We start from the raw sequence: 12,690 nt of genomic DNA, 5'->3' as shown, positions 1-12,690 counted from the left end.
AGGCCGTCTGAAATTTAAGTTTCAGACGGCCTTTTCATTTGCTCAAACCTTATTCTTTAGGCAGGCGCAGGACGGAGACGATGAATCCGCCCCAAATGACGATCAATGCGACAAGCATCATAATAATGGCTGAAGTACTCATTATTCGTCTCCTTCACGTTCGTGTTCATGTTCGTCTTTGACGTTGAAGTTCTGACCATGTTTCCACGGCAAGAAAGAAAGCAGGACGGACAATACCAAGAGAGTGCCTACCATGCCCCAACCGAAGATATTGAGGAAGCTGTCAGGATAGCCGCTGTAATTCTCTTTTAAGAGGCTGGCAGTATCTTGATACAGCATATAGCCGAGCATAGCGACGGTAACCACCACGCTGGCTGTCCACACTTTACCGACACGGATGGAAGACAGCGCATTCAAATGGTTGCGCAGTTCCGGCAGCTTGTTCAACAAGACAATCGCCAAAACATAAACAAAACCGGAAGCCACAATGCCGTAGGTATTGATGAATTTGTCCAACACATCCAACACAGGCAGGCCGGTAGTCGTACCGAACAGCAAGGTAGAAATAATTGCCATTGGCACGCCTGCAATCAGCGTTGCGCTGACACGGCCAATGTTCATTTTGTCTTGAATCGCAGCCACAATCACTTCAACGATGGAAATCATCGAAGTGACACCGGCAAACACCAGAGAGCCGAAGAACAATACGCCGATCAACGCGCCCATCGGCGCTTGGTTGATGATGGTCGGGAACGCGATAAACGCCAAGCCGATACCGTTGGATGCCACTTCGCTGACTTCTTTGCCTGCGGTTTGAGCCATAAAGCCCAATGCAGCAAATACGCCGATACCGGCGAGCAACTCGAAGCTGCTGTTGGCAAAGCCGACAACCAAGCCTGTGCCGCCCAAGTCGGTTTTTTTCTTCAGGTAAGAAGAATAAGTAATCATGATGCCGAAGCAGATAGAGAGCGAGAAGAAAATCTGGCCATATGCGGCTACCCAGACTTTCGGATCCGCCAAACGGCTCCAGTCAGGCGTAAACAAAGCGTTCAAACCTTTTGCCGCACCCGGCAGAGTCAGCGCAATGCCCACCATGATGACGAACATCACCACCAACAAAGGCATGAAGAATGTAGATGAACCGGCCACGCCTTTTTGTACGCCCAAAGCCATAATCGCCAGCGTAAACACCCACACGGCAATCAGCGGACCAGCAACTTTGCCGACAAAATCCAAGCCCAATTCTTTGGCATCGGCCATTTGCAGGAAGTCTTTGAAGAAGAATGCCTGCGGATCCGCACCCCATGCCGAAGTCAAAGAATAATAGGCATAGCTTGCCGCCCAGCCGACAATCACGGCGTAGTAGATACAGATGATGACGTTGGTCAGGAAGTTCCACCAACCCATCGGCTCAAACAAACGGCCGAGGCGGCGGAAAGCCAAAGGTGGCGAACCGCGGTAACGGTGGCCGATGGCGTAGTCGAGCAGCAACAGCGGAATACCTGCCGTCAACAGCGCAACCAAGTAAGGGAGGACGAAAGCACCGCCGCCGTTGTCGAAAGCGATGTAAGGGAATCGCCAAATGTTGCCTAAGCCCACGGCCGAGCCGATGGCAGCAAACATAAAGGCGCGGCGACTGCTAAACGTCGCGCGTTCGCTGGATTGAGAATTTGACACGATGAACCTCTTAAAAGTCGAGTGCCGCCAAGGCCGTTCAGCCTTGCGCGTATATATTTAGGAATCAGGCCGGGCAAGCCGGTCGGTTAAAGTAGATATTCGGACAAGGATAATATCCGGTATAGAGGATGCACCGCTTATGGCCATGCAAACATAATCTGACCTTATCGTAAAAAAATTTAACAGTGTTGACAAGTCATAATTAAATTAAAATCACAAGCAAAATCTTCATACACTACGACTAAAACCTTCATACACTTATTTATATAACCCCCAAACACAGCTCAATCCACCGTTTTTCCCTCCCTTGCTCCGACCATTTCCCCTTTGCTAAAAATCGCCCTCCCCTTATTCAATAGGGAAAAGCAGGAATCCAAGGCGTTTAAATTCCACGTCATCAAAAATGTTCAGACGGCCTTTTACTTTTGCCCGATTAAACCTAGGCCGTCTGAAAATTCCACTGTTGTATGTCGTAATCAAAAGCCACACTCAAATTCTGTTTAATATAAACAAAAACAATCCGCCTTTTCCCGTTTCCTTCATTACCATGATTTAAAACGAGCATAAAACACCAAAAATAGAATTAATAAAAAACAAAATTTCAAAAAATACAAAATAACAATAAATTTAAACCTGTATTTCTACTCTAATCATCTACAATCAAAAATAATCGAACCTAAAAATTTCAATAAAACATTAATTACACAGCACTACATTTTTGCTATAATTGCCACCATTCACTCCACAACCCAAACCCAAAAGAAGAGGAAAAGCCATGGGTATCAAAGTTGCCATCAACGGTTACGGCCGCATCGGCCGCCAAGTAGTGCGCGCTATTTTTGACTACAAACTGCAAGACCAACTCGACATCGTTGCCATCAACGCCAGCGGCAGCATCGAGACCAATGCTCACCTGACCAAATTCGACACTGTTCACGGCCGCTTCAACTCTGAAGTTTCCCACGATGAGAAACACCTCATCATCGACGGTAAAAAAATCCCTTACTTCTCTACCCGCAACCCAGCCGAATTGCCATGGGGCGAATTGGGCGTTGACCTGGTCATGGAATGTACCGGCGCGTTCACCAGCAAAGAGAAAGCCAAAATCCACTTGGAAAGCGGCGCGAAAAAAGTACTGATTTCCGCTCCCGGTGGCGATGACGTTGACGCAACCATCGTTTACGGCGTAAACGACGACGTGATTACCGACGACATGACCGTTATCTCCAACGCGTCTTGTACCACCAACTGCCTGGCACCTGTGGCCAAAGTGTTGAACGAAAACATCGGCATCGTAAACGGCGTGATGACCACCATCCACGCGCTGACCAACGACCAAACCGTAACCGACGTACGCCACAAAGACCTGCGCCGTGCTCGTAGCGGCGTGGAAAACATGATTCCGACCAAAACCGGCGCAGCAAAAGCCGTTGGTTTGGTATTGCCAGACCTGAAAGGCAAACTCGACGGCCTCGCCATCCGCGTACCAACCGTCAACGTTTCCCTGGTTGACCTGAGCTTCCAAGCAGGCCGCGACACTTCCGCCGAAGAAATCAACGCGCTGATGAAAGCCGCTTCCGAAGAAGGCCGTCTGAAAGGCGTATTGGCCTACAATACCCTGCCACTGGTTTCCATGGACTTCAACCACACTACCCAAGCCAGCACATTCGACTCTACGCTGACCAAAGTCACCGCAGGCAAAATGGTTAAAGTGTTCGCATGGTACGACAACGAGTGGGGCTTCAGCTGCCAAATGCTGAACACCGCGCGCCGTATGTTCGGTTTGGAAGTACGTCCGTTCTAATCGGCTTCCAACACAAAGGCCGTCTGAAACATCTTTTCAGACGGCCTTTTGTATTTCCTTTAAAATATCGCATTCCCATTTATTTTCAGACGGCCTCTTCATGTTTCCCGACCAATCCGCCCCCAACCTCCTGCAAGGCTTAAACCCCGAACAACTCTCCGCCGTAACCTGGCCGCCACAATCCGCCCTTGTGCTGGCAGGCGCGGGCAGCGGCAAAACGCGCGTACTGACCACGCGTATCGCCTGGCTTTTGCAAAGCGGACAAGCCAGCGTGCACAGCATTATGGCGGTAACGTTTACCAACAAAGCCGCCAAAGAAATGCAGACCCGTTTGGGCGCGATGATTCCCGTCAACGTCCGCGCCATGTGGCTCGGCACGTTCCACGGCCTCTGCCACCGCTTTTTGCGCCTGCACCACCGCGACGCCGGCCTGCCCTCTTCCTTCCAAATCCTCGACAGCGGCGACCAACTCTCCCTGATCAAACGTCTGCTCAAAAGCCTCAACATCGCCGAAGAAATCATCGCGCCGCGTTCGCTGCAAGGCTTTATCAACGCGCAAAAAGAATCCGGCTTGCGCGCTTCCGTCTTGAGCGCACCCGATCCGCATATACGCCGCATGATTGAGTGCTACGCCGAATACGACAAAATCTGCCAACGCGAAGGCGTGGTCGATTTTGCCGAACTCATGCTCCGCAGCTACGAAATGCTGCAAAACAACGAAATCCTGCGCCAGCACTACCAAAACCGCTTCAACCACATTCTGGTCGACGAGTTCCAAGACACCAACAAGCTGCAATACGCCTGGCTGAAACTGATTGCCGGCAACCACGCCGCCGTCTTTGCCGTCGGCGATGACGACCAAAGCATTTACCGTTTCCGCGGCGCAAACGTCGGCAACATGACCGCGCTGATGGAAGAATTCCACATCGACACGCCCGTCAAACTCGAACAAAACTACCGCTCCGTCGGCAACATCCTCGCCGCCGCCAACGCCGTCATCGAAAACAACGACGAACGCCTCGGCAAAAACCTGCGTACCGACGCCGAAGCAGGCGACAAAATCCGCTACTACTCCGCCTTTACCGACCTCGAAGAAGCCCAATTCATCGTTGACGAAACCAAAGCCCTCGAACGCGAAGGCTGGGATTTGGACGAAATCGCCGTCCTCTACCGCAGCAACGCCCAATCGCGCGTTATCGAGCAAAGCCTGTTCCGCAGCGGCATTCCCTACAAAATATACGGCGGACTGCGCTTTTACGAACGCCAAGAAATCAAACACGCCCTCGCCTACCTGCGCCTCGCCGTCAATCCCGACGACGACAACGCCCTCTTGCGCGTGATTAATTTCCCACCGCGCGGCATCGGCGCACGCACCATCGAAAACCTTCAGACGGCCTCAAACGAACAAGGCATCACCCTCTGGCAGGCAGCCTGCAACGCCGGCGCAAAAGCCACCAAAATCGCCGCTTTCGTCCGCCTGATTGAAGCCCTGCGCAACCAAGTCGGACAAATGCCCCTGTCCGAAATCATCGTCGGCATCCTCAAAGACAGCGGCCTGACCGAACACTACCAAACCCAAAAAGGCGACAACCAAGACCGCCTCGACAACCTTGACGAACTCGTCAACGCCGCCATCGAGTTCAAACCCGAAGACAGCAACTTTGAAACCCTGCCCGAAAACATTTCAGACGACCCCGCCTTCCCCATCCTCGCTTTCTTGAGCAACGCCGCCCTCGAATCCGGCGAAAACCAAGCAGGCGCAGGCGAAAAAGCCGTCCAACTCATGACCGTCCACGCCTCCAAAGGCTTGGAATTTAACGCCGTCTTCCTCACCGGCATGGAAGAAGGCCGCTTCCCCAGCGAAATGAGCCTTGCCGAACGCGGCGGCCTCGAAGAAGAACGCCGCCTCATGTACGTCGCCATCACCCGCGCCCGCAAACGCCTCTACATCACCATGGCACAGCAACGCATGCTGCACGGACAAACCCAATTCGGCATCGTCTCCCGCTTTGTCGAAGAAATCCCGCCCGAAGTATTGCACTACCTGTCCGTCAAAAAACCCGCCTACGACAGCTACGGCAACACGCGCCAAACCTCCATGTTCAAAGACAAAATCATCGAAGACTTCAAACAGCCGCAAACCTACGCAGGCTTCCGCATCGGCCAAAACGTCCGCCACGCCAAATTCGGCACCGGCGTCATCATCGATGCCGTGGACAAAGGCGAATCCGCCCGACTGACCATCAACTTCGGCAAGCAGGGCGTGAAAGAGTTGGACACCAAGTTTGCGAAATTGGAAGAGATGTAAATTTAAAATGTAGGTCGAATACTTGTATTCGACAAAAATATTTGACACGTCTATCGTTTCCGAAAAAAACTCTGTTAGAAATGTCAGATTCGAGAATCCGACCTACGGCAGAAAAACCGTAGTAAGGACAAGGCAAATAGTCGTCTGAAAACGGGGGGAGCAATTTTTGCCGAAAACTCCGCCGTCATTCCCGCGCAGGCGGGAATCCAGACCTCGACATTTCGGAAATATTTCAAGACTGCTACAATTTCAAACTTCTGGATTCCCGCCGGCACATAAATGATGGACGGTAAAAGTCGGGCATGAATACTCACCCACCTGTTTATAGCTGAAATCAATAAGGAAGAACATTATGTCCCAAGTTTTTAAAGATTTTGATTTGTCCTCCGTATGGAAAACTAATAGTTGGGCAGATGAAAACTACAAAGAAGCCCCGTTTACCCCTGAAATTTTGGCTGCCGTAGAAAGTGAGCTAGGCTATAAATTGCCGCAAAGTTTTATTGAATTGATGGCAGTACAAAACGGCGGGATATTTGTTAAAAACTGCTTTCCGACCACGCAGAAAAATTCGTGGGCGAAAGATCATGTGCAAATTTGCGAGATGTCGGGAATCGGTTTTGAAAAAGAAGGGAGTTTGTGCGGCGCGATGGGGCAAAAACTTTGGCTGGAAGAATGGGAATATCCGCCTATCGGCGTGTATTTGGCCACCGACCCGTCAGGAGGTCATGCCCTGTTTGCCTTGGACTATCGAGAGTGTGGAAAAGATGGAGAGCCGAAAGTGGTGCTTGTCGAACAAGAATGGGATTTTGAAATAGTCGAACTTGCCCCCGATTTTGAAACCTTTATCCGCAACTTGCGGCATGAAGATGAGTTTTTAGATAACTAATAAAGAGTAGGCCGTCTGAACATTTTTCAGACGGCCTTTTAACATCTACCTAATTAAGCCGAAAAAGCCTTATATGCCATTGAAACGATAATCAGCAAAACCGTTACGACCAAAACCTTACGAATAACTTCTCCGTTTGAATTGATAGCATGGAGGCTGCCAAAATAGTTACCCAACAAATTTGCTAAAATCATCGGGATTCCGATTAGGAACGCCATTTTCCCTGCTATTAAGAAGGCAACAAATGCCCCGATATTGGAAGCAAAATTGAAAATCTTGGAAGTAGCCGAAGCCTGCAACAACGACAATTTGTTAATGACAAACAAAGCAATGATGAAAATACTACCTGTACCCGGGCCAAAAAAACCGTCATAAAAACCAACAATCATACAAGTTAAAAATACGGCGATAACGGATTTTTTTATCTCACCACGCTCGTCTTCTTTCTTCAGCAAAACACCTTTAAACAAAGTTGCCAGCAAGCCTATGGGCAAAAACGCAAGAATAATGTAATTGATGGTTTCCACCGGAAGAATCAAAATGACTTTTGCACCGACAAATGCCCCAATTAAAGCCGCAACAATGCCAACCGGCACAATATGCCATACAATCGAACTGCTCTTCATAAAATTTTTAATCGCAGCCACCGTACCGATGGTACTCACCAATTTTTCCTGTGACAACGCGACCTGAGGCGGTAAACCTACCATCAAAAATGCGGGAATCAAAATCAGCCCCGCTCCGCCCGCAATAGCATCGACATAGCCCGCAATCAAAGACGCGACAACCAGCAGGAAAAGGCCGAGATAAAAATAATCGGCAATAATACTGCCGGGAATAAATAATTGTTCCATGGATTGTTTCCTCTTGATTAAATTCTTTGTTATTAAAAGTTATTAACTGCTCAATACATCGCCCTTCTTCGTCAAAACATATTGATAAACTTCTTCTACCGTAGCCTCGTCATAGCTTTTGCCAAAGCGTTTTTTGTAGCCCAGTTCGTATAGTTTTACATGATGCCCTTCAGGGATTTCAACACCCACATTTTCCAAACACGATTTGGCGCAATGCAGATGACAGCCGTCAATAACCAACATCGGCCGTCCGGACTGCGCTTTGCGCACCAACGGCGCGACTTTGCCGCCCACGCCGGAAATGCACGACATTTCAAATTCTCCGGCATGGTCGAGCGCCACGGCTGTGTTGTTGGCCAGCTGCGCTACATCGGAACATCCGGAACAAGAATAAATTAAGGGAAGCTCATTGCGGTTAGGCATTTTCTATTTCCTTCGGTAGCGGTTTTTATCTTTATGTGTCCACCCATGGTAAGTCTGTCGGGCGCATCATGCGTGGTATGCGAATATTCGGGTTTCACCCGTTTTCGTTTTTTCAGACGGCCTACGGCTTATCCATTTATATATTAAAAGGCATCATAACTCAATACGATTAGACATTCTAGAACAAAGCAGATTGCACCTTCTAAAAAATAAAGGCCGTCTGAAAACAGATAACGCTGCTTTTTCAGACGGCCTTTTCCTTTGGGGATTAGTAATTAGGTTTTAGGTTCGCCATCATTCTCTGCTTTGGGCGGGACGGGGGCAAACCAGCCGACCAGAAGCAGCAGCAGGCCGACGATGATGAAGGAGGCAATGCGCTCGATACCGCCGCTGTTGGAAAGCTCGATCAGGAAGAGTTTGACGACTACGATGCCCATCAGCGTCGCGCCTGTCATCTAGCAGGAACGCTGTTTTAGAATCAGAAAGAAATATGGTCAGGAGCAGATTTTTTAATCTGACTCCGTCGCATAAGTCTGAAAAGAAAAATCGCGACAGCTATTAAAAAACAAGCGAGTAAAAAATCCATCTTATGTTACCAATTCTATTCATTTTTTTTCATTTTAAAACTCTGAAAACTTTCTTTCTAATAGGTGACCATAAAAATATACTAAAGCTGCAGGAGAAACCCAAATTATCAGAATAATAGAAACTATAGAAAAATCCATATAACCATTTTCTCTCTCATAGTGCAACGAAACATAAAGAAGAAAAGCCAGTAAAATTTCTAATAAAATAATTAAAGCGGTATTACCATGTTCTCTTAAATGCTTATAAGAATCTGTTATGTCTTTAATATAACCAGCTTTTTTCTCAGCATTTATTTCAGCATTTATTTCAGCTTTTTTTTCAGTATTTATTTCAGTATTTGGTATTAAATCATTTTTTGCCTTTGCTAAATGCTTCATATAATCATATCCACTTTCTTCTTCAACTACTTTATATAAAAAATAGTATTGAAAGGATGAAAAAATTATCACAAATATAGGTATTAGAAAAAATATTCTTAAATAAAGTACAAAAAATATCATATTTAACAATAACAATATAAATAATACAAATAATTTAGGTGATATGTTTTTCTTGGTTAACAAATAAACTCGAACCGCATGAAGAACTAAGATAGGATAAGAGGCAATGTAACAATATAAAGTACCTAACAACAGCCAAACTGTTAAACTGGCTGTATTAAAATCTTTACCATTAGTTAATTTCAACATAGGAAAATACTGTTCTAATATTCCAGTTTTTTCTATTTTGGATTTTACTATTTCAGGTTTTATTACCTCAACTTCTGCTATTTTAGATTTTACTATTTCAGGTTTTATTACCTCAACTTCTGCTATTTTAGATTTTATTACCCCAGATTCTACTATTTCAGATTTTACTGAATTGTTATTTAACCACATCAAAATAAACATTCCAGCAATAGAAGGAACTAAATAGCGGACTAAATAATTTTCCCACCATCTATTTTCATTCTTTTCACTCATAATTCATTCCTTTTCAAATAAACTCTCAATGCGCCTCTTCCCAATTCATCCCCACGCCAACCTCCGCCACCAGCGGCACGTTCAACATCCCTTCATCCACTTTCGCCATAATCTGCGGCAGTTTTTCTTTGACTAAATCCAGCTCGGCTTCGGGGACCTCCAACACCAATTCATCATGCACCTGCATAATCAGCTTGCTCTTCAGGTAATCTGAAGCCAGCCAGCGGGATACGTCTATCATGGCGCGTTTGATGAGGTCGGAGGCGGTGCCTTGCATGGGGGCGTTGATGGCGGCGCGTTCGGCTCCGGCGCGGGCGTTGGCGTTTTTGTTGCGGATGTCGGGCAGGTAGAGGCGGCGACCGAACAGGGTTTCGACGAAGCCTTGGGCGGCGGCTTGTTCTTTGGTTCGCTGCATGTATTCGGCGACGCCGGGGTAGCGGGCGAAGTAGCGGTCGATGAAGGTTTTGGCGGACAGGTTGTCTATGCCCAGCGATTTGGCGAGGCCGTATTGGCCCATGCCGTAAATCAGGCCGAAGTTGATGGTTTTGGCGTAGCGGCGTTGTTCGGGCGAAACGTTTTCGGGGGCGATGCCGAATACTTCGGCGGCGGTGCGGCGGTGTACGTCTTCGCCGTTTTGGAACGCGGCGATGAGGGTTTTGTCGCCGGAGAGGTGCGCCATGATGCGCAGCTCGATTTGGGAATAGTCGGCGGAAACGATGACGCTGCCTTGCGGTGCGGTGAAGGCGCGGCGCACGCGGCGGCCTTCTACGGTGCGGATGGGGATGTTTTGCAGGTTGGGGTTGTTGCTGGCGAGGCGGCCGGTAATGGCGACGGCTTGGGCGTAGGTGGTATGCACGTGGCCGTCTTTGGGGGAAATCATTTCGGACAGTTTGTCGGTGTAAGTGGATTTGAGTTTCGCCAGGCTGCGGTTTTGCAGGATGATTTTGGGCAGGGGGTAGTCGGGCGCGAGCTGTTCGAGCACGGCTTCGTTGGTGGAAATGCCGCCTTTGGCGGTTTTTTTCAGGCCTTTGGTGGGGATGCCCATTTTGTCGAACAGGATTTCTTGAAGCTGTTTGGGCGAGTTGAGGTTGAACGGCTGGCCTGCGGCGGCGTAGGCTTCTTGTTCGAGCTTCATCAGCTCGGCGCCGAGTTCCGCGCTTTGACGGGCGAGTTCGGCGCGGTCGATTTGCACGCCGTTGCGTTCCATTTCAAACAATACCTGCGCGACGGGCAGCTCCATTTTTTCATACATTTCAAGCTGTTTGGCGTCCATTTGCGCGCGCAAGTGCGCTTCGAGGCGTAAGGCGAAATCGGCATCTTGGGCGGCGTATTCGGTCGCCTGCCCGATGGCAACATCGGCAAAACTGATTTGCTTCGCGCCTTTGCCGCACAGCGATTCGTAGGTAATGGTTTCCAAGCCGAGCCAGCGTTCGGACAACTCATCCAAGCCGTGTCCCAAATGACTCTCGATGATATAGGAAGCGAGCATGGAATCACCGGCAATGCCTTTCAGGGCGATGTCGTAGTTGGCGAAAACATGTTGGTCGTATTTGAGGTTTTGCCCGATTTTTTTTAGGGCAGGATTTTCCAAATACGGTTTCAGACGACCTAATACGTCTTGTAAATCAAGTTGTTCAGGTGCAGCAGTCAGACTGTGTCCTACAGGGATGTAAACCGCTTCGCCTGCTTGGAACGCGATGCTGATGCCGACCAGCGAGGCGTTCATCGCGTCTAATGACGTGGTTTCTGTATCGATGCCGATTTTGTCCGTCTGAGCCAGTTTGTCCAACAAGGCGGTAAATTGCGCTTCGGTGGTAACGGCTTGATAATCCAGTTTTTCAGGGGCTGGGGCAAGTTCGGGTTGTTTTTCAGGCTGTATTTCCATCGCCAATGCTGCCTGTTCGCCGATATGCTCGCTGCCGAATAAATCTGTGTTTTGCGCTTCGTGCATACGGCTCTCCGCCTCTTTCAACCAAGTGCGGAAACCCCAGCGTTTGAAATCGACAACCAGCTGCGCCCATTTCGGCGTAATGCGGCGCAGGCTTTCAAGGCCGTCTGAAAGCTCGGTGTGCAAATCCACATCGGTTTTAATCGTTACTAAGTCATACGACAGCGGCAGTTGTTCCAAAGCGGCTTGCAGGTTTTCGCCGACCTTGCCTTTGACTTCGGCAGCGTGTTCCATCACGCCGGCCAGCGAGCCGTAGGCTTCCAGCCACTTCACCGCCGTTTTCGGGCCGCATTTTTCCACGCCCGGCACATTGTCCACCTTGTCGCCCATCAGCGCGAGATAATCGCGGATTTGGTCGGGGCGTACGCCGAATTTTTCCTTCACGCCTTCAATGTCCAGCGTTTCACCGCTCATCGTGTTCACCAGCGTCACACGCTCGTTTACCAACTGTGCCATGTCCTTATCGCCGGTAGATACCACCACGTTCCACCCTGCTTCGCTAGCCATCTTAGCCAAAGTGCCGATAACGTCGTCCGCTTCTACCTGCGGAATCACCAGCACAGGCCAGCCCATCAGGCGCACCAAATCCGGCAAGGCTTCCGCCTGCGGGCGCAAATCGTCCGGCATCGGCGGACGCGTCGCCTTATAGTCGGGGAACATCTCGTGGCGAAAATTTTTGCCCTTCGCATCAAACACCACCGCGCAATAGTCGTGCACATAATCCGCCCGCAGGCGGCGCAGCATGTTCAACACGCCATACATCGCCCCCGTCGGCGCACCGTCGGGCGCAGACAAATTCTGCCCCATAGCATGATAGGCGCGGTAAAGATAAGAAGAGCCATCAACGAGAAGGAGTGTGGGTTTATTGGACATGGAGAACCTGCTGTGTGTATGAAAATAATGTACGGATTATAAAGGAAAAGGCCGTCTGAAAACCGAAAATCAGGTTTCAGACGGCCTTAAATATACGGTTTTAAGCATTGCGCCCCAGAATCCCATATTGAATATTTTTATTCAAATGAATACAAACAAAAACAAACGAATATGAAAGCAACGAACCGTATCTCAATCAGTGTGCGCATTACTCAAGAAGATACTGATTTTATTGCTGAACTAAAAATGGAGGGTGCGAATACGCCATCTGAAAAATCCATGAATTGCTCAAGCCGGCGTGCTTGGCGCATCCCGGATAAAGTTTAAAAATTTCCTCAAACATCGTCCTTTTCTCATTGTGTATGTT

General features: G+C 48.8%; 10 protein-coding genes and 1 pseudogene. 4 read left to right on the top strand and 7 right to left on the bottom strand.

Features of this window, described 5'->3' with window-relative positions:
* Positions 1–49: 49 nt before the first annotated feature.
* Both HMPREF2865_RS11715 and HMPREF2865_RS07145 read right to left on the bottom strand, forming a co-directional pair.
* Entirely contained in the window at positions 50–142 is a 93-nt protein-coding gene (locus HMPREF2865_RS11715; RefSeq protein ID WP_036472778.1) for a methionine/alanine import family NSS transporter small subunit, read from the bottom strand.
* On the bottom strand, positions 142–1,677 hold the full coding sequence (locus HMPREF2865_RS07145; protein WP_083309576.1) for a sodium-dependent transporter: 1,536 nt from the start codon (positions 1,675–1,677) through the stop codon (positions 142–144). The genes HMPREF2865_RS11715 and HMPREF2865_RS07145 overlap by 1 nt, the downstream gene beginning before the upstream one ends.
* Before the next feature lie 775 nt (positions 1,678–2,452).
* Here HMPREF2865_RS07145 and gap point away from each other — a divergent pair.
* From gap to HMPREF2865_RS07130, 3 genes are all read left to right on the top strand, one after another.
* Positions 2,453–3,481, top strand: a complete 1,029-nt coding sequence (gap, locus tag HMPREF2865_RS07140) for a type I glyceraldehyde-3-phosphate dehydrogenase (RefSeq protein ID WP_003682614.1) — start codon at positions 2,453–2,455, stop codon at positions 3,479–3,481.
* 100 nt (positions 3,482–3,581) lie between these two features.
* Positions 3,582–5,789 (top strand): DNA helicase II, encoded by a 2,208-nt coding sequence (gene uvrD, locus HMPREF2865_RS07135; RefSeq protein WP_070646553.1) that lies wholly within the window; start codon positions 3,582–3,584, stop codon positions 5,787–5,789.
* Between the two features lie 352 nt (positions 5,790–6,141).
* Positions 6,142–6,675: an SMI1/KNR4 family protein gene (locus tag HMPREF2865_RS07130; RefSeq protein ID WP_070459738.1), complete on the top strand. Its 534-nt coding sequence runs from the start codon at positions 6,142–6,144 to the stop codon at positions 6,673–6,675.
* Between the two features lie 53 nt (positions 6,676–6,728).
* Here the strand turns inward: HMPREF2865_RS07130 and HMPREF2865_RS07125 are convergent, their stop codons facing one another.
* The 5 genes and pseudogenes from HMPREF2865_RS07125 to polA all read right to left on the bottom strand — a co-directional run bounded on the left by HMPREF2865_RS07125 (position 6,729) and on the right by polA (position 12,323).
* Positions 6,729–7,529: a sulfite exporter TauE/SafE family protein gene (locus tag HMPREF2865_RS07125; protein WP_070646552.1), complete on the bottom strand. Its 801-nt coding sequence runs from the start codon at positions 7,527–7,529 to the stop codon at positions 6,729–6,731.
* Between the two features lie 42 nt (positions 7,530–7,571).
* Entirely contained in the window at positions 7,572–7,952 is a 381-nt protein-coding gene (locus tag HMPREF2865_RS07120) for a putative zinc-binding protein (RefSeq protein ID WP_003748129.1), read from the bottom strand.
* A gap of 275 nt (positions 7,953–8,227) precedes the next feature.
* Positions 8,228–8,407, bottom strand: a pseudogene (locus HMPREF2865_RS07115) (DUF2339 domain-containing protein); the annotation flags it as partial.
* A gap of 165 nt (positions 8,408–8,572) precedes the next feature.
* Positions 8,573–9,502 (bottom strand): hypothetical protein, encoded by a 930-nt coding sequence (locus tag HMPREF2865_RS07110; protein ID WP_070646550.1) that lies wholly within the window; start codon positions 9,500–9,502, stop codon positions 8,573–8,575.
* Positions 9,503–9,527: 25 nt separating this feature from the next.
* Positions 9,528–12,323, bottom strand: coding sequence for a DNA polymerase I (gene polA / locus HMPREF2865_RS07105; RefSeq protein WP_070646549.1), 2,796 nt, complete (start codon positions 12,321–12,323; stop codon positions 9,528–9,530).
* A 171-nt stretch (positions 12,324–12,494) separates the two neighbouring features.
* On the opposite strand from polA, the gene HMPREF2865_RS12175 reads away from it, so the two are divergent.
* Entirely contained in the window at positions 12,495–12,650 is a 156-nt protein-coding gene (locus HMPREF2865_RS12175) for a hypothetical protein (protein WP_168163634.1), read from the top strand.
* Positions 12,651–12,690 lie beyond the last annotated feature (40 nt).

Origin of the sequence: Neisseria sp. HMSC073G10 (genome assembly GCF_001812605.1) — a bacterium.
Taxonomy (GTDB): domain Bacteria; phylum Pseudomonadota; class Gammaproteobacteria; order Burkholderiales; family Neisseriaceae; genus Neisseria; species Neisseria subflava_A.
Note: the sequence above shows the minus strand (reverse complement) of the source record. Positions and strands in the feature narration are given on the sequence as shown.